Source organism: Kitasatospora cinereorecta, from assembly GCF_024172095.1.
GTDB lineage: Bacteria > Actinomycetota > Actinomycetes > Streptomycetales > Streptomycetaceae > Kitasatospora > Kitasatospora cinereorecta.
This window is the reverse complement of sequence record NZ_JAMZDX010000002.1, coordinates 1079298-1099733: the sequence shown is the minus strand read 5'-3', so window position 1 is coordinate 1099733 and position 20436 is coordinate 1079298. Positions and strand designations below refer to the sequence as shown.

Annotated in this window: 22 protein-coding genes; 13 read left to right on the top strand and 9 right to left on the bottom strand. The window is 70.0% G+C overall.

What is annotated here, in order from left to right:
* Window positions 1–144 precede the first annotated feature (144 nt).
* A complete protein-coding gene (locus tag FHR36_RS11885; RefSeq protein ID WP_253796240.1) occupies window positions 145–423 on the bottom strand; it encodes a hypothetical protein in 279 nt (92 codons plus the stop codon).
* A gap of 244 nt (window positions 424–667) precedes the next feature.
* Between FHR36_RS11885 and FHR36_RS11880 the strand changes: the two genes are divergently transcribed.
* The 3 genes from FHR36_RS11880 to FHR36_RS11870 all read left to right on the top strand — a co-directional run bounded on the left by FHR36_RS11880 (window position 668) and on the right by FHR36_RS11870 (window position 2839).
* Window positions 668–877: a hypothetical protein gene (locus FHR36_RS11880; RefSeq protein WP_253796239.1), complete on the top strand. Its 210-nt coding sequence runs from the start codon at window positions 668–670 to the stop codon at window positions 875–877.
* 114 nt (window positions 878–991) lie between these two features.
* A complete protein-coding gene (locus tag FHR36_RS11875) occupies window positions 992–2335 on the top strand; it encodes a helix-turn-helix domain-containing protein (RefSeq protein WP_253796238.1) in 1344 nt (447 codons plus the stop codon).
* 45 nt (window positions 2336–2380) lie between these two features.
* Window positions 2381–2839, top strand: a complete 459-nt coding sequence (locus FHR36_RS11870; RefSeq protein ID WP_253796237.1) for a GIY-YIG nuclease family protein — start codon at window positions 2381–2383, stop codon at window positions 2837–2839.
* Between the two features lie 83 nt (window positions 2840–2922).
* On the opposite strand, the gene FHR36_RS11865 is transcribed toward FHR36_RS11870, so the two are convergent.
* Window positions 2923–3582, bottom strand: coding sequence for a hypothetical protein (locus FHR36_RS11865; protein ID WP_253796235.1), 660 nt, complete (start codon window positions 3580–3582; stop codon window positions 2923–2925).
* A gap of 432 nt (window positions 3583–4014) precedes the next feature.
* On the opposite strand from FHR36_RS11865, the gene FHR36_RS11860 reads away from it, so the two are divergent.
* From FHR36_RS11860 to FHR36_RS11845, 4 genes are read left to right on the top strand one after another with little or no spacing between them, the layout of a single operon-like run.
* A complete protein-coding gene (locus tag FHR36_RS11860; protein ID WP_253796233.1) occupies window positions 4015–5217 on the top strand; it encodes a helix-turn-helix domain-containing protein in 1203 nt (400 codons plus the stop codon).
* Window positions 5218–5273: 56 nt separating this feature from the next.
* Window positions 5274–5939: a type II toxin-antitoxin system Phd/YefM family antitoxin gene (locus tag FHR36_RS11855; RefSeq protein WP_253796232.1), complete on the top strand. Its 666-nt coding sequence runs from the start codon at window positions 5274–5276 to the stop codon at window positions 5937–5939.
* Entirely contained in the window at window positions 5936–6334 is a 399-nt protein-coding gene (locus tag FHR36_RS11850) for a type II toxin-antitoxin system VapC family toxin (protein ID WP_308199288.1), read from the top strand. The genes FHR36_RS11855 and FHR36_RS11850 overlap by 4 nt, the downstream gene beginning before the upstream one ends.
* An 8-nt stretch (window positions 6335–6342) precedes the next feature.
* A complete protein-coding gene (locus FHR36_RS11845) occupies window positions 6343–6492 on the top strand; it encodes a hypothetical protein (protein WP_253796230.1) in 150 nt (49 codons plus the stop codon).
* 890 nt (window positions 6493–7382) lie between these two features.
* On the opposite strand, the gene FHR36_RS11840 is transcribed toward FHR36_RS11845, so the two are convergent.
* The 3 genes from FHR36_RS11840 to FHR36_RS11830 all read right to left on the bottom strand — a co-directional run bounded on the left by FHR36_RS11840 (window position 7383) and on the right by FHR36_RS11830 (window position 10097).
* Window positions 7383–8114 carry a PP2C family protein-serine/threonine phosphatase gene (locus FHR36_RS11840; RefSeq protein ID WP_253796229.1) on the bottom strand — a complete coding sequence of 244 codons (732 nt, stop codon included), beginning with the start codon at window positions 8112–8114 and terminating at the stop codon, window positions 7383–7385.
* 175 nt (window positions 8115–8289) lie between these two features.
* The gene (locus tag FHR36_RS11835) at window positions 8290–8841 is read right to left on the bottom strand and encodes an SMI1/KNR4 family protein (protein ID WP_253796228.1); all 552 of its coding nucleotides are present in this window, start codon (window positions 8839–8841) and stop codon (window positions 8290–8292) included.
* Between the two features lie 500 nt (window positions 8842–9341).
* A complete protein-coding gene (locus FHR36_RS11830; RefSeq protein ID WP_253796226.1) occupies window positions 9342–10097 on the bottom strand; it encodes a GntR family transcriptional regulator in 756 nt (251 codons plus the stop codon).
* 149 nt (window positions 10098–10246) lie between these two features.
* Between FHR36_RS11830 and FHR36_RS11825 the strand changes: the two genes are divergently transcribed.
* From FHR36_RS11825 to kdpF, 5 genes are all read left to right on the top strand, one after another.
* Window positions 10247–10468, top strand: coding sequence for a hypothetical protein (locus FHR36_RS11825; protein WP_253796225.1), 222 nt, complete (start codon window positions 10247–10249; stop codon window positions 10466–10468).
* A gap of 5 nt (window positions 10469–10473) precedes the next feature.
* Window positions 10474–11001: an ATP-binding protein gene (locus FHR36_RS11820; protein ID WP_253796224.1), complete on the top strand. Its 528-nt coding sequence runs from the start codon at window positions 10474–10476 to the stop codon at window positions 10999–11001.
* The gene (locus tag FHR36_RS11815; RefSeq protein ID WP_253796223.1) at window positions 10998–11315 is read left to right on the top strand and encodes a hypothetical protein; all 318 of its coding nucleotides are present in this window, start codon (window positions 10998–11000) and stop codon (window positions 11313–11315) included. The genes FHR36_RS11820 and FHR36_RS11815 overlap by 4 nt, the downstream gene beginning before the upstream one ends.
* Before the next feature lie 546 nt (window positions 11316–11861).
* On the top strand, window positions 11862–13997 hold the full coding sequence (gene mobF / locus FHR36_RS11810) for a MobF family relaxase (protein ID WP_253796222.1): 2136 nt from the start codon (window positions 11862–11864) through the stop codon (window positions 13995–13997).
* Between the two features lie 508 nt (window positions 13998–14505).
* Window positions 14506–14595, top strand: coding sequence for a K(+)-transporting ATPase subunit F (gene kdpF, locus FHR36_RS11805; protein WP_253796221.1), 90 nt, complete (start codon window positions 14506–14508; stop codon window positions 14593–14595).
* A 29-nt stretch (window positions 14596–14624) separates the two neighbouring features.
* On the opposite strand, the gene FHR36_RS11800 is transcribed toward kdpF, so the two are convergent.
* Together FHR36_RS11800 and FHR36_RS11795 are read right to left on the bottom strand one after the other, a co-directional pair.
* Window positions 14625–15305, bottom strand: a complete 681-nt coding sequence (locus FHR36_RS11800; RefSeq protein WP_253796219.1) for a response regulator — start codon at window positions 15303–15305, stop codon at window positions 14625–14627.
* Window positions 15306–15535: 230 nt separating this feature from the next.
* Entirely contained in the window at window positions 15536–16132 is a 597-nt protein-coding gene (locus FHR36_RS11795) for a hypothetical protein (protein WP_253796218.1), read from the bottom strand.
* A gap of 177 nt (window positions 16133–16309) precedes the next feature.
* On the opposite strand from FHR36_RS11795, the gene FHR36_RS11790 reads away from it, so the two are divergent.
* The gene (locus FHR36_RS11790) at window positions 16310–16726 is read left to right on the top strand and encodes a DUF3592 domain-containing protein (protein WP_253796216.1); all 417 of its coding nucleotides are present in this window, start codon (window positions 16310–16312) and stop codon (window positions 16724–16726) included.
* A 386-nt stretch (window positions 16727–17112) separates the two neighbouring features.
* Here FHR36_RS11790 and FHR36_RS11785 read toward each other — a convergent pair whose 3' ends face one another.
* Both FHR36_RS11785 and FHR36_RS11780 read right to left on the bottom strand, forming a co-directional pair.
* Complete coding sequence (locus tag FHR36_RS11785; protein WP_253796214.1) at window positions 17113–17787, bottom strand: response regulator; 675 nt, start codon at window positions 17785–17787, stop codon at window positions 17113–17115.
* The gene (locus FHR36_RS11780; protein WP_253796213.1) at window positions 17784–20339 is read right to left on the bottom strand and encodes an ATP-binding protein; all 2556 of its coding nucleotides are present in this window, start codon (window positions 20337–20339) and stop codon (window positions 17784–17786) included. Before FHR36_RS11780 ends, FHR36_RS11785 begins: the two co-directional genes overlap by 4 nt.
* Window positions 20340–20436: the final 97 nt, after the last annotated feature.

Genomic DNA, 20436 nt, shown 5'->3' with positions numbered 1-20436 from the left:
TCGTAGCGGGGCTTCACTTCGCACCCCCGAGCAGCTTCGCGATCACGCGGCTGAGCTTCTCGCCGTCCACCCGGATCTCCCGGACGGTCGGCACGCTCGGGGCGGTCTTCCGGACAAGGGCCTTCACGGCCTCACCCCGGGCGCTCACCGCGCACCCGCCGTCAGCTCGGCGAGCGCGGTGGCGGCGGCGACCAGCGCAGCCAGGATGCCGGTGGCGGCGGAGCCGAGCTCCACCATGCCGGGGATGGCCAGCGTGTCGTTGGTCTGCACGGTCACCAACGCGACGGCCGACGACTCCTCGTCGAGCGCAGCGAAGTCACCGAGCGCGCCGAGCAGGGCCACGACCGGGCTGGACGGCGCGGTGGCGAGCGGGTTGGGGTGCGGGATGTTGTCCTGGGACAAGCTGTCGGTACGATCAGCCATTGGAGACCCTCCTGTGCCTGCAGGTGTTGGTCTGCAGCGGACGAGTGTTGACGCACTCGTCCGCCACGGCCCCGGCTGGTGTTGACGCACCGGCCGGGGCTTTCTCGTTCTGAAAGACAGTCAACCACTGATATAGACTTGGGTCAAGCTCATGGGACATGATGAAGACGCACCCCAGCACGACAGCACCGAGAGGAGGCAACCCGAGATGGTGACCCTCGCCGAGATTGCGAGGAGGGTGAACTTGAGCAAGCAGCGCGTCAGCCAGCTCGCCGACCGCGATCCCGACTGGCCAGTCCCCCGGGACAAGTGGCAGCAGGTCGGCCGCTACTACTTCCTGCCCTGGGAGCCGGTGAAGGCGTACTTCGAGCAGCGGGAACAGGAGGCTCGCCACGGGGTGAGCTTCAAGATCAAGCATCAACGCCGCGCCGAGCGCGGCGACCAGCAAGAGTGATTTGCTTGGCCTGAGAACGCGAACGGCCGGCGGGGATGCAGCCCCGACCGACCGTCCGACCTGGACAGCGAGAGCAAGCTCGCTGCCGTACGCAACCCACTCCGCGAGAGAGAGGTGCCGCGTGAGCATACCCGGGGAGGTACTCCGCCCCAACGTGTTCTGGAGCAGTTCACACAGCGTATCCGAGGGCGGTGCCGCGTGAGCTTCGAGGCTCTGCTCTGGGCAGCCAACGACGCGCCGGTGCGAGACGTGAACGAGTTTGCCGTGCTGGTGACGATGGCGGAGCGAGCGGACCCCGACGGGTGCAACTCGTTCCCGGCCCGCTCGACCATCGCCGATCGCACCCACATCGACCCGAGGACCGTGCTGCGCACGCTGCAGCGACTCGAGGAGCGGGGCCTGATCGCGAAGGGCGACCAGAAGGCCGCGGAGTACCTGCGGGCGGACCGGCGGCCGGTGGTCTACGACCTGCTGATCCCGTTCGGCTGGTTCCCGAACGTCGAGCGCATCAACAAGGGCCGGGCGGAGAACGGGCGTCCGCCGCTCACCGCGCAGAGCCGGCCGCCCATCGTGGAGGCACCGGCGAAGGCCCGCCGTAGCGACCTGGGCGTGCAGCGCCCTCGGCCGAGGGCCAGCGAGCGGGGTGTCTCTGAGTCCCCCCGTGAGACCGGCGACCCCCACGGGGTGTCTCTGAGTCCCGAACGGGGTGTCTCTCAGTCCGACACGGGGTGTCTGAGAGACACCCGAACCAGTCCTTTGAACCAGTCCCTTGACCCCGCCCCGGTTGCGCCCTCGGCGCGAAGCGCCCTGGACGCCCGTAGGGCAGGTCCAGGTAGTAACGCGCGCGAGGCTGGCGGCTTCGCCGCGTCCGGCAAGACCAGGCCCCGGCTGACGAAGGAGCAGCGGGCGGCGGTGGAGTCGGTGTTCGCGCTGCTGCCGGTTGACCTGCGCGATGCTCCGGCGCTGGCGAAGCGGCCGCGGAACGTTCAGGAGGCGGTCCTCGAGGCGCTCGGCCTCGGTGAGCCATGCGAACGGACAGCGGAGCAGCTGGTCGAGTTCCGGGTGATGCCGCGCTGGAACCTGTACTGGGCGAGCCTGCTGTACGGGCGGAACATGGCGCGGCCGGTCGGTCCGCTGGTGGCGATGCTGAAGCGGAGCCCGCTGTGCAACGACCCGCGGTGCGACGAGCACGTCGAGGTCGACACCGGGCAGCCGTGCCGGTCCTGCGCCGGGAAGCGAGAGGACAGCCGGGAGGAGCGTGGCGCCGCGCTCACCGCCGTGCAGGTGGCGCCGAAGTCGGCCATTCCGGCCGAGGAGCAGCGCCAGCTGGTGCCGGAGCAGCGGGTGGACAGCGCGCAGCGGGTCCCGGTCGGCGCAGTGCCGGCCGTGGGGAACGGCGCGAAGCCCAACGAGGAGTACCTGCGGCAGCGGGCGGCGGCACGGGCGGGCCGGGTCTGAGCTGGCGAGTAGTGCAGTCAATGTTGCATGCGAGAGAGGAGCGGCATGATGGCCGACAGCAGCGAAGTGTTCTCCACCTTCGACGATGAGCGCCTGCTGGTGCTGAGGAGCTGGATTTCGCCCCGAGACCGGGTCTTCTTGCGACAACTCCGGGCGGCCGCTCAAGGTCAGCCCAGCGCTACCGTTCGACCTGTGCCTCCAGGGCGCTCCCAGCACATCCCGCTGAGGTCGCGGCCCGCTTTCACCTACGTGGTCGGAGTTGAGGGATCGCCCCTGGTCAAGATCGGCATCGCCGCCGATCCCAAGAAGCGCCTGAGCGGCCTTCAGACCGCCCAGCCCTTGCTGCTCTCCCTGCTGCTTGTGCAGCAGGGAGACTACGAACGGGCGCTCCACCGGCGCTTCAGTGCGTGCCGGGTACGCGGCGAATGGTTCGACCTGACCGACCTCGGCGATCCTGTCGAGGTAGTGCGCGTGGCTCTCGCTGAAATCATTCAGGACGAGTGAGAAGTTCCTCGCCGGGCGCCGCCATGCGACGTACGCAGCGGAGAGACCGGGGCGCAGAGGCCGGTTGCGCCCCGGCTGGAGGACTACTGGAGGTTCCACTCCGTGGGGGTCTTCAGGCCACTGGGGGCGTAGACCGCGCGAGCTGGCTTCTTGGCACCTGGGACGGGGAACACGATCTTCCCCGCGATGCAGCGGCTGGCCGCCAGCTCCTCGTCGCCGGAGGGGAACTCGGGCTGGGGGAACTGCCCGTAGCCGGTGTCCGACGGTTTCACCAGCGACCCGTCGTCGTACGCAAGCTTCCACGGGTAGTTCGACACGGTGATGGTCTTCGCCGAGGACGCGTCGGAGCAGACCTTCACCTCGAGGGCCGCCCATACATAGCCGTGAGACTCGGCACCGAAGGTCTTCTCTGGGCTGGGGGCGTCGTGGGCCACGTCCTGCTGGTAGCCGACGACCGTGGCAGAGCCGGAAACCTTGTCGGACGGCGCCTCCCACTGCCAGGTCGCGCCGACAGCGAGCGGTGTGGCTGGCTTCGTTGGCGTGGGCGACGCGCTGGCGGAGGTGGCGGCCGACCGGGACGGGGAGGCTGTCGCGCTCGCGGACGGTGGCGCGCTGGCGGTCGTGGAGTTTGAGCAGCCGACGGCGGTGAGCAGCATCCCGGCGGCGGCCGTGGCGGCGAGGATCCTGCTGGGGCGCGGTGAGGCTGGGGAGGGCATGTGCGTGTCCTTCGCAGTCGTGATCATACGAAGTACACGCTGCCAGGGCGGTCACGCGGCTGAGGGCAAGTTGCCGGACCGTGATCGGCCGCTGTCCGGCTCCAAGGGCTCCATCCACGATCACTGGACGCCGCCGGAGATCGGCCGCCCCGGAGCGCGGCGGGCGCCAGCGCGGAACTGGCCGAGGTCGTGGCCAGCGGCGGCAAGGCAGCGGAGGGTGGTGGTGCCCGGCCGGGCCGGGGCCGGGCGGTCCGGTCGGGCGGGTGCCGGCGGGGGCGGTTCGGTGGGGGCGGGTTGCACGGGGTTCTCCCTCGAGGGTGCTCGGGTTCTGACGGAAGATCACGATGCAGGTGACGGAGCCCGGTCGGGAGCATGCCGGTGTCTTCAGCCCGCGCGTAGGGTGGCCTGAATACAGCGGGAGGGGCGGGCGTGGCGGGGGCTGGCAGCACACTCGATGGCATGATGAGCTTCCCGAAGCTGCTGCGGATGCTGCGCCTGAACGCCGGCCTGTCCCTGGAGGAGCTGGCCGGGCGAGTGCACTACTCGCGCGGGCACGTCCACAACGTCGAGACCGGCGCCCGGGCCGGGACCGCCGAGTTCGCCGCGGCCGCGGACCACGCCCTCGAGGCCGGCGGCCTGCTGGAGCACCAGTGGCGCCGCGACCAGGCGCAGCAGGCGGATGGTGTGTTGGCGGGGACGATGGTGACCGCGCTGCGCCGGTCGCGGGATCTGGCGGAGATGCCGGGTCTCGAGGTGGATGATCTGGCGGCGGACGCGGCGGACCTGGCTGTGCAGTATCTGGCGTCGCCGCCGGGGCCCATGCTGGCGGATGCGCATCGGGTGCGGCAGGAGGTGACGGGCCGGCTGCGGCAGCGGCATCACCGGCCGGGTGAGCGGCGGGAGCTGTACCGGGCGGCGGGGCATCTGTCCGGGGTGCTGGCGTACGCGGCGCTGGATCTCGGGCATGCGGACGCGGCGCTGGAGCACTGCCGGGCAGGGTGGCGGTGCGCGGAGTTCGCCGGCGACCAGGAGCTGAAGGTGTGGGTGCGCGGCACGCAGTCGCTGATCGCCCGGTTCCAGCAGGACTTCACCGCGGCGTACGACTTCATCGAGGACGGCCTGCAGCACGCCGACGGCGTGGCCGGCACTGGGCTGGCGAGGCTGCTGTGCGGCCGGGCGCAGTGCCTGGCCAACCTCGGTGACTCCGGCGGCGCCAACGCCAGCCTGGACGCCGCCCTGGACGCCAGGGAGCACGCCCGCGACACGGACGCGCTGGGCGGCCTGTTCACCTTCTCCACCGCGAAGCAGCTGTACTACGCCGGGTCGGCGCTGATCTGGCTTCCCGGCGCCGCGGACAACGCCCGGGCCGCGCGGGAGGCCGAGGCGGCGATCGGCCTGTGGCAGCAGCAGCCGGCCACCGAACGGTCCCTGGACGATGAACACCTCGCCCACGTCTACCTGGCCACCGCCCGAGTGCAGCTCGGCGATGTCGAAGGCGCCGCCGCGGCCGTGGACCCGGTGCTGTCCCTGCCGCCGGAGATGCAGATCTCCTGGATCGTGAAGCGGATGGATCGTCTCGCCGGGATCCTGGCCGGCCCCCGCTACGCCGGGAACGGAACAGCCCGGGGCACTGTCGAGGCCATCCGGGCTGCCGCGGTCTGACAAACGCCGGGCCCAGCCCTCGGGCGAATCCAGCCCGAGAGTTGTAAAGTCTTTACATGACTACGGACCCGCAAGGCCAGCCGGAGCTGCCGGCGAACGTGCCGACGGTCGCGCTGGCGGACGCCCGCGCCGAACTGTCGAAGATCGTCACCCTGGCCGAGCACACCGGCCGGATCACCGCGATCACCCGCTACGGCAAGCCCGTCGCGGCCGTCGTCCCGGCCGCGCTCCTCCACCTGCTGTCCGGCGCCAGCATCGGGCCTCAGCCGATCCAGGCGTCCGAGATGGAGCGGATCGCGGCCCGGGCCCTGTCGGCCAGTCGACGCCCGACGAGCGACGAGATCAGCGAGGCGCTGGAGGATGTCCGCGCGGACGCTTCCGAGCTGCCCCCGACAGACGGTCCGACCTCGGCGTCGGATGCCTCGATGGACCACTTCCTCATTGAGGCGCTGCGGGGTGGCCGGATGCCCGTCGTCGCCCGCGTGCCAGCGGACAACTCGAGCGAGACGGCCGCCGATCTGAGGCTCGACTTCCTTATCGCCCACGGAAGCCCTTCCAGCGCTGAGGACTTCAAGCAACAGCTGGGCCGCACTTCGGTGCGAAACGTCCTGGCTCACGACGGATCGGTGCCAGCCGAGCACCTGGCCGCGCTGCCGGAGGACCTGACGATGGCGGACCTGCTGGAGGCGTGGGCTGAGAAGCAGCGGGGCGGCGCCCAGTGATCGTGGTCGATGCCAGTGCGACGGTGGAGTTGCTGACGGGCACCGGCCCGACAGCGGAGCGAGTCCGGGCCCGGTTGGTGGGTGAGGACGTGTACGCGCCGGCGCACCTGGACCACGAGGCCAGCCGGGCGATCGTCCGGATGATGCAGCGTGGCCACCTGACCGAGGCGGACGCGGGCGCGGCGATCGCAGACCTGGACGCCCTCGAGGTCCAGCGGATCCCGATCCCGGGCCTGCTGCTGCGGGCCTGGGAGCTGCGGGACAACACCTACGTCGGTGACGCGCTGTACATCGCGCTGGCCGAGATCCTGATGTGCCCTCTGCTGACCACCGACGGCAAGATGGCCGGCGTGCCGGGCATCCAGTGCGAGGTGGAGCACGTCCCGAAGGTCTGATCGCGGACGTGGGGAGGCCCGGCCAGCTGGCGCGGAACCTGGCGCCGCAGCAGACGCGGTACGACGTGACCGTCCGGGAGACGGTGTCCGCGCTCGTCCGGGCCCAGCGCTCGACCCCGGGCACGCTGCAGCACATGGCGTCCTGGGTCGGCGTCTGATCCCCCTCGCGAGCATGGCCGAGGCCCGGCCGGACCCCATGGTCCGGCCGGGCCTCGGCGTAGCAGGGCCGCCAGCTCGGCGACATCGGGGATATAGCGGCCGCTGGAAATGGGTGCTATCGATGTCAGTCCATCCGGGTAATCTCCGAGTGAAGGGGATGGATCGGCCCACTGGTGCGCCGCGAACGGATGATCGTTCAGCCATTCCAGAGAATCTCAGCAGCACGAAATCCACTCTTGACAAGAGTGGATCGTGTGCGTAGGTTATCCCTGATGACCCATCCGAAGATGCATGGAATCTTCCGGGTGGATCCCTCAGCAAGCACTGCGCCCAGTCGGGCCCAGAATCGCGGAGCGAGCCCACTATCACGACTCCTCCTGCCTCCGGGACCGGTCTGGGCGTTTGTTATCTCAAAAAGGAGATCTATTAGAGGAGGCGCCAATGGCGCGACATAAATCACACCTCTGCAAGCAGGCCGGGAGGACCCTTCGGTGGGCCCTGGCCAGCCCGCGGAGGACCATCGGCCTGATCACAGTGATCGCAGTGGTCTTCGGAGGGCTCTACTTCGTACAGCCCCGGATGGCCGAGTGGAACGTGACCGTCTCAAACACGGTCATCGTCGCAATGAGAGGAGACATCAAGTGAGTGTGGGGGGTTCCGGCCGATTCTGTCAGGTTCTGCCGGAACCCCCACCATAGCGACCCACGAAGTCCATAGCAACAACCTAGTGAACCTCGCAAGCGATGAATGCCGCACCGCCCGATGCAACACCATGTCGCGGTTAACTACGAACCCGCACCAAGAACTGCGACAGCCAGTCGAAAACCACCCACTACTCCCACGAATCGCAGTCCATCGACCCGCACGGAAGGAAGGCGGGAATCTCCTGCTACAGGTCGGCGACGAGGCAGGTGGCGTTGTCCTTGTTGCCGTCGCCGAGCTTGATCGCGAGGCGGACCAGGCGCTTCGCGGCGTCCGCCGGGGTGCCGTCGGCGAGCGCGGTGGCGACGGTGTGGCCGGCGTCCTCGATGGGCTCGTAGCAGCCGTCGGAGGCAAGGAGGAGCCGGGTGCCGGTGCGGTCCGGGTCGGTGGTCCAGTCGGGGATGAGGGCTTCTCCGGCGTCGGGGTGGCCGAGGCAGTGGGTGATGCGGTTGCGGGCCCAGCGGGGTGCCTGGCCGTCGCGGGCTTCGAGGACGGTGCGCATGTTGTGGTCGGTGGTGTGGCGGCCGAGGTAGCCGTCGGGGTAGAGGAGGTAGGCGCGGCAGTCGCCGATCCAGGCGATGCGCAGGATCCGGTTGGGGCCGGTGACGGCGGCGACGGCGCAGGCGCCGGGGACGGTGTTCTGCCAGCCGGGTTCGAGGGCGATCTCTTCCCGGAGCCGGGTGATCGCGAGGTGGGGCTGGAGGCTGCGGGCGGTGAGGTCGGCGAGGCGGCGGGCCTGGTCGCGGGTCCAGTCGCGGACGGCGGGGTTGGAGCCGATGCCGTCGAGGAGGACGTAGGCGCGGCCGCCGTCGCGGGTGGCGCGGGTGGCGGTGGCGTCGCACTGGTGGGTGCGGGTTCCGGTGAGCTGGTGAGTGGCGTGGCCGGGCACGGTGTCCTCGGGGCCCTTGGCACCGCACATGGGGGTATGCGCGGCGCCTCGGCCCAGCTCGTCGGCCCGGAGGCCTCCGACCGCCCGAGCAGCCCGCGATCACCCCCAAGCTCGACAGCGCCCCGCCTCCGGCTCCCCCCACCAGGGCGCAGGCCAACCCCGTACCCCCGGCCGTGGAGCAGTTGCTTCTTGGCTGGGCGCGTCGTTACACGAAGTCGGCGGAGGGGTGGAAGTCGTGGGGGTCTGTGGGAAAGGCATCGGCGAGGATCTCGGAGCGGACGTCTCCGGTGAGGGCGGCGGCGAGGAACTGGGTGAAGCCAATGTCGCGGTGCTCCCACCAGGGGCCGCGCGCTTCGTTGATCATGACGGTCCACTCGTCGGGGTCCTGGCCTGGGAGGGCGAGCCAGTAAAGGAACTCGCCGTTGTCCGTGGAGGCCCAGGGAATGAGGCGGGCGCCGGTGCCGTCGAGCTCGGCAGGCTTCTTCTCGCCGCCGTCCCACAGGTACTCGTTCGCCTCGGCGCGCTCCTCGTCCGCGTCGAGGAGGTCGTAGAACTCGTTCGCGCAGCCCGGCGCGAGGACCCACAGGTAGTTGTCGACGTATCCGCCACCGTATGTGTCGATGAACGCCTTGTAGTCGCTGGGCAGGTCGGTGCCGAGCTGGCGCCGGACGGAGTCCCAGTCCTTCGGCTCGATTCCGGTGGGGCGCGGGAGGAGGCGCTTGAGGTGTTCGAGGGCGTTGTTCACGGCGTCCGTCACTTCTTCTTCTTGTTGCAGATGCTGAGGAGGTTCGTTCCGGCGCTCGAACCCCTGGGCTGGAACTGGAAGCCCCTGTTGCCGTACCAGGCAGCTCGATCGCCACGCCGCGCCCCTCCCCCGTTGGCTGCAACCCAGCGTCAGACCGTAGCCAATGCAGTACTCAGCGCGAAACGCCCGCAGTCCGCGCCGGGCAAATGCCCAGGTCTCGGCCTGCCGCCTGGAGGACTTGAGCATGGCCGCCCGGCTGCGGGTCTCGGCGATTGCACCGCCGCCGTCCACCACGCCAGCAGCGGGCGCTGGGGCAGGGCCGAGTCGTGGCACGACCGCACCGGGGACGTGGAACGACTCCCGTGCCCGCAGGAGATACCACCGGCATCCGTGCCGGAGGAGGCCGAACGCCTCTCTTCATCGTCAAGCTCAAGCGTTGAGGCAGGAGGCGGTGCTCGGATTGGCATCGGGTCCGAGGCGCCCGTGGTGGGCACGCAATCGGCTACGCCTGATCAGGGGTTGATGGGGACCTCGTAGACGAGTTCGCACATGGCTGCGGGGATGACGATATCCGCCGTCTCCACAGCTTGTCCGTCGTCGCTGACATAGGTGCGGCGGATGTGCGTGACCAGTGCGCTGCGTTGGATGCCTAGGATCGTCGCCTCCTCGTCGGTGGCGTGCCGCGGCTCTGGTACCTCGACCGCGTGGCTGATGGTGATGCCGATCTCTGCCATCCGGTTGACCACTCCTGCGCCGGCATGCGGTCCGCCTTCAGGGAGGACGACGATCGTGCCGGCGGTGATGCTGCGTGGTTCCCAGCTGGTGGAGAGCTGGACGGGCTTCCTGTCTGCCAGGAACTCGTAGACGGTGCGGACGCACGGTTCGCCCTCGGCAATGCCGAGGCGTGCGGCGATTTCAGCTGGGGCCGGCACTTTGGCGTCGGTCCGGCTCTCCCAGGTTCCCCGCCTGCCGATGCCGGCCATGTCGGCCTGAAACGGCGACCCGCCGCGCTCTTCCCGCGCCCGCGAGCGGACAAGCCGAACGCGCTCCCGCGGCGTGGCGACATAGGTACCCGATCCTGCGCGCCCCTCGAGGATGCCCTGAGAGATCAACAGTTCCTGCGCCCGGCGTACAACATTGTCGCCGACGCCGAACTCTTCTCCCAGCTCCGAGCGGGACGGCAGGCGGTCGCCGGGTGACCATTCCTGACGCGCGATGCGCTCCTGGAGCACTTCTGCCACGCGGAGGTAGGGAGGTTGCTGGCGCATGTGGAAAATCTAGTCCACTAGGTCTAGGCTAGTTAACTAGCCTCGCTCTGGGTGTGGCCTCGATGACAGGGGGTGGATCTGTGCTCCCACCGGAGGCCCCCTCCCATCGCATCGCCACCGGCCTCTCGGCCCTGGGATTGGAGCCACACGTGAAAGACCACGACGACCACCTTTGCATCGAGACGGACGTCTCTGGATCGACCTCGGTCGAGTCCTGGGGAGCGGTCGTCGCTCTACTCGAATCCGCGGACACCTACGGGCTCGTCACCACCGCCGACAGCAGCCGAATCGCCTGGGCCGCCATCCTCAAGGACGCCGCTTCAAACAGCAGCGCGACTGGCCTCCACGAGGCACTGCCACCAGCCGAATAGGAGAGTTGATCAAGTTGTTCCAGCATGCTCGCGCCAAGCATGACCCGACGAGTGAGGCAGTTCTCGGCACCGCCCGCGCCAGCAGCGAATACATCTTCTGGCTGCCCCGCCACGAGACATCTCCGGGGAGGGCCCGGACGAAGCTGCGAACCTTCCTCGGCCGGACGGCAGCGGGCGGGCTCTACCGCGATGTCGGCGAGCTACTGCTGACCGAGCTGGTCACCAACGCCGTACGGCATGCTCGTGAGCCACACGGTTCCGGGATCCTCAACCGGTTCGCTTTGGCCTTCGGTCTGCTGCATATCGAGGTACACGACGGCAGCAGCACCATGCCGCTACGTCGCCCCGCAACCGGAGAGGCCGAGGCGGGCCGTGGGCTCCTGCTGGTGGAGCGCTTGTCCGAGGCTTGGGGCTGTTCGCTCCGGGCCGACGGGCCAGGCAAAACGGTCTGGTGTCTCGTCTCCCCAACCGACTTGGACTGTGTGACTGAACACATCGCGCTGACCGAGGACTTGAAGGAGGGTTCGCTGTGATCCGCAGAAGCAAAGCCTCAGCCGGCGCCGACAGCGGAGAGGGGCCAGTGGTGGTGGAGATCGAGGGCATCACTGCTCCGGCAAGGTTCGATCGGCTCTCGGACGCGGCAGCGGCCATCTGGCACTCGGTGCGAGCGCTTCCCTTGGGCAACACCCAGTACGAGGCCTACCGGTACTTCTTCACCCGCCCCGATGCAGTTGAGCGCTGCAGGGAGTTCATCGATCGCGACACCGGGTTGACTCTTTCGTTCAGGATGAACGGCAGGTCCCACAGGGTACGAATCCAGCCTGCCAAGCCCACGGCCACGTCGTGACCGGGCGGCGCTTCTACCTCAGGCTGGCGGTCCTCGTCCAGCCGCCGACGGCCGAGGCGCGTCAACGGCTGGCGTCATACGCGGAACCTGTCACACAACGGACACCTCGATCCGCAAAGCCGGACCCGTCACTTCGGGGAGGTACTCCTCATCGAGGAGCATAGACACCCCCGTCTACGGAGGCTGTCTACCCCGGCTCCAATGGTGAGGCCGAGCTCGCTAAGCAAGGCAGGCCTGCAGGCGCGATCCCATGGCCGGCCCGCCTACAAATCCCGTCAGCTGGGAACTGCAGAGACAAATCCCGTCCGCCGGGAATTGCAGAATTCCGGCGGGAGGCCCGAAACTGGCACCCACCAGGTCCAGGAGGCGCAGATCGGGCGCGGCCGGCCAGGGACGGACACGCGCATGACCTGCACTGATTGACCCCTTGGCCGAAGCAGTAAGATCAAGTACGTTTCCGAGCCCGTGATTTCGGGAGTCCTGCCGCCGGACTCGCGCCCCATAAGAGCACTTGCGCAATTGGTGGGCAGCTCCGATTGTGACGGTATGACAGTGGACATCAGGAAAGTCACTCCGGGCGACGGCTGGCAGTATTTCATCGGCCAGATAGCCACAGGTGACGAGCCGCGGGTTCGAGGCCGGGACCTCGAAGAGCACCAGAACGCTATCGGCGTTCCTCCGGGGCGATGGGTGGGGCGGGCTGCCGCGCTCCTCGGTGTGGACGGCCAGGTGACGGAGCCGCAGATGCGTGCTCTGTTCGGGAAGGGTCTGCATCCGCGGGCGGACGAGATCACCCTGGAGCAGCTGAACGCGGGGGCAAGCGCGCAGCAGGTGCAGCGGGCGACTCGCCTTGGTGCCCGGTTCCCCAGGTTCGGGGCCACACCGACCGCCCTGGAGCGAGCGATCGACGGGCAGATCGCTGCGTTCGAGGAGCGCAGCGGCCGTACGGCGACTGAGGATGAGCGCAGCGCCGCGCGTTTGTCGCAGGGCATGCAGGCCTTCCGGGCCAAGTACGGGCGGGCGCCGGAGGATGACGCCGAGCTGAGTCGATTCGTCGCCAGGCAGCTGCGTCCGGCCCGGCGGCCTGTTGCGGCCTGGCATGCGGTGTTCCGCCCGGCGAAGAGCGTGAGCCTGTTGTGGGCACTTGGCGGCGAGGAGACCCGCGAGGTGGTCGAGGAGGCGCATGACGAGGCTGTGTCGGTCACGCGGCTGTGGATCGAGGAGCATGCGCTGGCTACCCGTTCGGGCAAGGGCGGGTTCACCCTGCAGGTCGTGCCCGGTGGCCTGGTGGCTGCTCAGTTCCGGCACTTCGAGTCCCGCTGCGGCCAGGCGCTGCTTCACGACCATGTGCTGATCGCCAATCGGGTCCAGGGGGCGGACGGGAGGTGGCGGACCATCGACGGACGGCTGTTACTCGCACAGTTGGTCGTCGCCTCCGAGCTCTACACCCAGGAGGTGCTGCGCCGTGTGTGCGTCGCACTTGACGTGGTGGTGGAGGAACGGACGATCGGGGAGGGTCGGCGGCCGGTGATGGAGATTGCCGGCGTCGGTGCCGATCTGATCGGGGCGAACTCCGTCCGCTCCCGGGACACCCGAGAGCGATTGGAGCAGTTGCTGGTCGACTACTGCCAACGCCACGGCCGGACGCCGGACGCTGGGGCCCGTATCGCGCTGATGCAACAGGCCGCTCTTGAGACTCGCCCGCCCAAGAAGGGCGCCCGGCCGCTTCTGGCGCTGCGCGAGGCCTGGCGGGTGCAGAACGTGGAGGCCTTCGGCAGGGCGCGTATCGACGGGCTCCTGGACCGTGCCCGCACGGCCGCCCGCGACCTCAGGAGTCAGGCTGGCGACGGCCCGCTTGGGCTGGATGTGGAGGCTGCTGCCCGTGATGTGGTGGAGGTGGTGTCTCGGCACAGGGCAGTGTTCGGCCAACGCCATGTTCTTGCCGAGGCAACGCGGTACGCAGTTCGCACCACGCGTGGTCGAGGCGGCGTGGGCTGGGCGGAGCAGATCACCGACCACGCACTCGCCACCGCCTGTGTGGACGTGACCCGGTCCGGGCCCGGTCCCACGTCCACAGCCCTGACAGGCGTCCACGGCTCGAGGCTGTACCGGCTGCGAGGGGCCAAGATCTACACCACGCGAACGTTGCTCGCCGCCGACAACCGCCTCAGCATCGTTGCGCACACTGATCTCGCGCATGCCTTTGGCGAACGGGCTGGAGGTCCAGACGGGCCGGCGGTGGAAGAGGTCCCGCGGTTTTCGACTCCGGCTGAGCGTCTCGCCAAGCGGGCGCTCGCGGCCGCCCAGTCCGGGCAGGAAGCTCCCGAATTGTGGGTCTGGCAGATCGCTGCACCGAACGTGGCCGACGCCGCCCAGCAATTCCGCTACCGGCGCCTGATCGCCGCGCTCGCCGACTGGCGGCTGCGGGTCGGTGCCGCTGGCGCCGACCCGCTCGGCCCGGAACCGGAAGACCACACGGCCGACGAGTGGAAGCGACTTTCCAAAGCTCTCGAGCTGTACCAGCGCGCCCGCATCGAGGAGCGCACGGCACTCGTCCGCGCACTCCGCGAGGCCGACCGGAACCGTCTGAACACGACTACCTCACCGCATCCACCGCGCCGGCCGGACCAACCCCGTACCGGCCCCTCGGACAACCGCCGGAGCGGCCGTCACTATCCCTGACCGGCTGCCCGGCCGGCTGTTCCTCAGTGCGGCTCCACCCGTATGTCTCGACGAGGCCGACCACCACGTCCAGCCCGCCCGCACCGGGCCACCGCGCCTCAGCCAGCATGGCAGCAGTCCCCCACTCCGGGCGCCGTCCCCAGGAACCCCCGCGACTTCCCGCGAACCGCTACCAGTCGCCTACCGGCGAGCCGACCACCTGACACCGGTCCCGCCAGCACCTCCAGTTCAGCCCCTCTCGCACGCGATCCGCATCGGGTGAGGAAATCACCGATGAGATCGGCCCTCACCCATTCGGGCCAGCTGTGTGTCAACGGGGCGTATGGATCGGGGCCGTAAGGATCAAGGAAGTGTCAGGACCGCCCTCGCGACCGCAGCCGAGGGGCAGGCTCTCCCCATCGCCTCCGCGCGGCGCCATTCCTTCCCGTGCCGCCGCGCGGAGGTCTTCCTCCCACACCCCGCCTCCGCCCGCCGCGACGCGGGCTCGAGGAACATCGAGGAGCGTCACATGAGTGCTGATTGCGCCGTCGGTCTCCTGATCGCCGCCGCCCTGGTCGGCTACCTGATCCTCGCGGTGCGGCGCCCGGACAAGTTCTGATTCCCCGCCACGACGCAGCGCGGTTGCGGTCAGGGTTCGAAGCGGTAGCCCATGCCCGGTTCGGTGATGAAGTGGCGCGGGTGGGAGGGGTCCGTCTCCAGCTTGCGGCGCAGTTGGGCGAGGTAGACCCGCAGGTAGTTGGTCTCCTTGTGGTAGGCCGGGCCCCAGACCTCCTGGAGGAGCTGGGTCTGCCCGACCAGTCGTCCGGAGTTGCGGACCAGTACCTCCAGCAGGTGCCACTCGGTCGGGGTGAGGCGGACGTCGGTGCCGCCCCGGTTGACCTTCTTGGCGGCCAGGTCGACCGTGAAGTCGTCGGTGGTCACCACCGAGTCGCCCTCGGGCGCGACAGGTTCGGCGCGGCGGACGGCGGCGCGCATCCGGGCCAGCAGCTCGTCCATGCCGAAGGGCTTGGTGACGTAGTCGTCCGCGCCGGCGTCGAGGGCCTCGACCTTCTCGTCGGACGCCTGCCGGGCGGAGAGCACGATGATCGGCACCCGGGTCCAGCCGCGCAGCCCGCGGATCACCTCGACGCCGTCCATGTCGGGCAGGCCCAGGTCGAGCACGACCACGTCGGGGTGGCGGGCGGCGGCGAGTTCCAGGGCGCTCGCGCCGTCGTAGGCGGCGTCGACCTCGTACTTGCGGGCCCTGAGGTTGATCACCAGGGCGCGGACGATCTGTGGTTCGTCCTCCACGACGAGGACCCGGGTCATACGAGCTCCGCCTTTCAGCACTTGTCCGCTGTCTCATAGGTGAGGCGGGGTTTCAATTTGACCACGCCGGAGCCGGCCGGTGTCCGGATCAGCACGTCTTCGGAAGTGCTCCTTCTTGGTCGGCCCACCAAGGAGACCGCGGCGGAGTCGGGGACCAGCCGTTTCTTGACGCATCCCTCACGTCGCGGGGCCGGATCCGAGCGGAACCTTGACGCCTCAGGTGAGGGCGGTCACGCAGCGCCGTCCACCGGCGGGTCGTAGATCGGCTCCTGCAGCCGCGTCCGCTCGATCAGCCGATTTCGGTGGCGTCTGGACGGGAGGTAGGCGACGAGGCTTCCGAGTGCGAACAGGGCCAGCACCGCGGCGCCTGCTGGCCGCGAGGTCGCGAAGGAGAGTGCGAGGTAGCCGAAGAGCGCGGCGAGGACGAGGAGGAGTCCGGGTTGGTGGCGTTCTCGGATCTGTTCGGGCGTGGGCAGTGGCATGCGCTCGGGCGCCGGCTGGACCGGGCCGTGGCCGGCGGGCCAGCCCGGCGGTGTCCAGAGCGGCGGCCACTGGCCGGCTGGCTGCCGGGCCCAGGGTATGGGCGTGTCCAGGCCGCGCAGCAGGACCGGGCCGCGCATCCAGTCGCCTCGGGACCGGGCCTTTGGATCGGTGTCCAGCACGGCGGCCAGCTCGCCGCCGAACCGGGACTGGCGGTAGGTGGTCAGCCGGTAGCCGTACATCCAGCACACCCAGCGTGCCTCGGCGTCGCTGAAGCCGAGCAGGTCGGGCCGCTCGGTCACCGCGGGTCGGCCGTCGAGCATCCTGGCGAGCTCGTTCAGATGCACCGTGCACCGGCCTCCCGTCGGCGATCGCATCGGGCCATGAAACACCCGGTCGCGAGCCGCGGGCAGCGTCTTGACGACTCCCTGACGGCACGCGATCACACCGTTGCCGTGGGCAGCGGAGCGATGGCGGCGCAGACTGGAAGCCGGGTTGTGCGCGTGCTGCGGGAGGCTGATGTCATGGGTGGCGGGGCGGCGGCGGTGGTGCTGGCGGCGTTCCTCGGATGCGGTGGCCTGGTGGCGTGCCTGGCCGGACTCGTCGGCCTCCGGGAGATCCGTCGGCTGCGTCGGGTCGGAATGTCGACGCTCGCCCTGGTCCGGCGCCGCACCCGCGACGTGAAGGACGGCTCGGCGGGTCCGCGTCCGCTGCTCCAGTTCTCCACCGCCGCCGGCCAGGTCGTCGAGGTGTTCTCTCCGGTGCCGCCCAGCCGGGCACTGCCGCTCGCGGACGGCCAGGAGGTACGGCTTCGCTACGACCCGCTCGATCCGCGCGAACTCCTGGTCGAGGGGGGCGAGCGTGAGTGGCTGGAGCGGGTCTTCGTCGGCTCGGGTGCGGTGGCCGTGCTGGGGGCCGCCGTGCTCGTTCTCCTCGCGTAGCGGCCCCTAGAAACGCCGACACTCAGCGGTAGGCGCGCAGGCCCGCGACGGGTCTCCCGGTGAAGGGGGCGCGCGGCGCGGGAATCGGAGCTGTCGACCGCGTGCTCGCCACCCCTGACGAGCTCGTCTTCTCCGGTACGACCGTGCCGGCCGTTTCCCGCTCTCTCAGTGCCGCGCGCCCCCTCACCCGGCCGCCGGCGGCCCTCCATGGCTCTTCGCCGCCGGCGGATTCCAAAAATTCGGTGCTCCCCCACGGAACGGACCGGTTCGTCATCGAGAACGCTATGGCTGACCAGCACGGATTCCGGTCGCCCTGACGCGTTCCTGGCGCCGACCGCACCGATCCTGACGTCGCCTTGACGGGAGGTCGGGCGGCACCGTCCGGCTCAGGGCTGGTACCGGTAGCCGATGCCGGGTTCGGTGATCAGGTGGCGGGGGCGGGTGGGGTCGGGTTCGAGCTTGCGGCGCAGGCTGGCGAGGTAGACCCGCAGGTAGTTGCCGTGGTGTTCCGCGTCGGGGCCCCACACTTCGCGGAGGATCTCCTTGCCCGGAACCAGGCGGCCGGGCGCCGCCAGCAGCAGCTTGAGGATCTGCCATTCCGTGGGGGTGAGCCGGACGACTCCCTGGGGACCCGTGACGGTGTTCGCGGCGGTGTCGATCACGTGGTCGCCGATGACGACGTTCGGCGGAGGCACGAGGGTGGACGCACGCCGCAGCACCGCACGGAGCCTGGCGACGAGCTCGTCCACGGCGAAGGGTTTGGTCAGGTAGTCGTCGGCCCCGGCGTCCAGGGCGCGGATCCGGTCGTCGACTCCGGTCCGGCCCGACAGCACGATGATCGGCGCGGACAGCGAGGCCCGCAGGCCGCGGATGATGTCCATGCCGTCGAAGTCCGGCAGGCCGAGGTCGAGTACGACGGCGTCCGGGCTCTCCCGGCCGGCGGTGTCCAGGGCCTGCTGCCCGGTGGCGGCGGTCAGCACGGAGTAGCGCCGGGCGTGCAGGTTGATCTTGAGTGCACGCAGCAGCGCCGGCTCGTCGTCGACCACCAGGATGTGGCTCATGCCGTCTCGCCGCCTTCCGTCGACTCGGCTGCCCCGGATGCGGGGGATGCGGGCAGGGTGAGGAGCATGGTGGTGCCGCCGCCGGGGGTGTCCTCGACCTCGAGGGAGCCGCCCATGGCCTCGGCAAGGCCGCGGGAGAGCGCGAGACCGAGGCCGACGCCGGTGGTGTTGTCGGTGTCGCCGAGACGCTGGAACGGCAGGAAGACCCGGTCGCGGTCCTCGAAGGGAATGCCGGGACCGCGGTCGATGACCCGGATCTCCACCCGCTCCAGGTGGTGACTGGCCGCCACCAGCACGGGCGCGCCCGGGGCGTTGTACCGCAGCGCATTGGTGATCACGTTGGCCAGCACCCGCTCCAGCAGCGGTGCGTCGGCGAGGACCGGCGGAACGGTGTCCAGGTCCAGCGGTTGGACGGGGGCGTCCGGGCGGGCGAGCGAGTCCATGGCTCGGCGCAGCACCTCGTCCAGCGGGGTGGATTCCAGGTGCAGGGTGAGGGCGCCGGCCTGGAGGCGGCTCATGTCGAGCAGGTTGTCGACCAGGCGGGTGAGTTTGACCAGTGACTCGTCGGCCATGTCGAGGAGTTCGGCCTGGTCCTCGGGCGCGAACTCGACATCGGGGCTGCGCAGGGAGCCGACGGCGGCGAGGGCGGCGGCGAGCGGGGTGCGCAGGTCGTGGCTGACGGCGGCGAGCAGGGCGGTGCGCATCCGGTCGGCGGCCTTGATCGGTTCGATCTCGGCGGCGACGGTGGCGAGGCGGTCGCGCTCCAGGGCGGCGGCGATGTGCGCGGCGAAGGCGGTCAGCACGCGCTGGTCTGCGGCTGGCAGCCGGCGGCCGGCCAGCACCAGCAACCCGGCGGGGCCGACGGGGACTTCGGTGACCGTACGGTCCGGGGCGGGATCGCCGTCGGCGTCGCTGCGCCCGAGGGTGTCGCCGGTGGTGCGGTCGAGCAGGGCGACGGAGTCGAGGGCGAAGGCGGTGCGGGTCTTCTCCAGCAGGGCGGGTACGGCGTCGGCGCCGCGGAGAACGCTGCCGGCCAGGGTGGAGAGGGTTTCGGCCTCGGCGGTGGTCCGGGCCGCGCGGGCGGTGAGCTTGGTGGCCCGGTCGACGACCGTGGAGACGGTGAGGGCGACGGCGGCGAACACGACCAGCGCGATCGCGTTGTTGGGCTCGGCGATGGTGAAGGTGTGGACGGGCGGGATGAAGTAGTAGTTGAGCAGCAGCGAGGCGATCAGGGAGGCCAGCAGTGCGGAGGTCGCCCCGCCGAGCAACGCGACTGCGACCACGCCGAGTTGGAAGATCAGTGCGTCGGTGGTGAGGTTCAGGCTGCCGGTGAGCTGCGAGAGGACCACGGTCAGCAGGACGGGGAGCAGCAGGCCCGCCGCGAAGCCCGCGACGGTGCGGCGCGGGGAGTGTCGGCGGCCGAGGGCGGGGAGACGGCCGCGGCCGGTGAAGGCGTGGGTGACCATGTGGACGTCGATGTCCTCGGAGAGGTCGACGGTGGTCTGCCCGTTGCCCGGGCCGGTGAGGAAGCGGTTGAGCCGGCCGCGCCGGCTGGTGCCCAGGACGAGCTGGGTGGCGTCGTGGGCCCGGGCGAAGGCCAGCAGGGCGCTCGGGATGTCGTCCCCGACGACCACGTGGTAGCTGCCGCCCAGGGTCTCCACCAACTGCCGCTGCTCCGCCAGCGCCCCGGGGGAGGCCCCGGCCAGCCCGTCGCTACGGGTCACGTGGACGGCCAGCAACTCTCCACCGGCCGTACGGTCGGCGATCCTCGCCGCCCGCCGGATGATGGTCTCGCCCTCCGGGCCGCCGGTCAGCGCGACCACGACGCGTTCGCGGGTCTCCCAGACCCGGTCGATGTTGTGGCTGGCCCGGTAGTCGCGCAGGCCCTCGTCGACCCGGCCGGCCACCCAGAGCAGAGCCAACTCCCGTAGCGCCGTCAGATTGCCAACCCGGAAGTAGTTGGAGAGCGCGGCGTCCACCTTCTCCGCCTTGTAGACGTTTCCATGGGCCATCCGGCGACGCAGCGCCTGCGGCGCCATGTCCACCAGCTCGATCTGGTCGGCTCGGCGCACCACCTCGTCCGGGACGGTCTCCCGCTGCGGAATGCCGGTGATCTTCTGAACGACGTCGTTGAGCGACTCGAGGTGCTGGACGTTGACCGTGGTGATCACATCGATCCCGGCGGCGAGCAGCTCTTCGACGTCCTGCCAGCGCTTGGCGTTGCGCCCGCCCGGGATGTTGGTGTGCGCGAGCTCGTCCACCAGGGCGACGTTCGGGCGGCGGGCGAGGATCGCGTCCAGGTCCATCTCCGGGAAGTCCGTGCCCCGGTAGCTGCGGGTCAGCCGCGGCACCAGGTCGAGGCCCTGGAGCATGTTCTCGGTGTGCCGCCGGCCGTGGCACTCGATGAAGGCGACGACGACGTCGGCGCCGCGGTCCCGTCTGCGGTGGGCCTCGTCGAGCATCCGGTACGTCTTGCCGACGCCCGGGGCCGATCCGAGGTACACCCTCAGCTGCCCGCGGCGGACGGAGCCGGGGCTGAGATCAGGGGACATGGGCGCTGCTCTTTCTCCACGAAGGGCGGCCGGGCATGAGGTGGATCTCGTCGCGCCGTCCCGTGCGGGGCACTGTGCTCCGCTCACCGGACGCGAC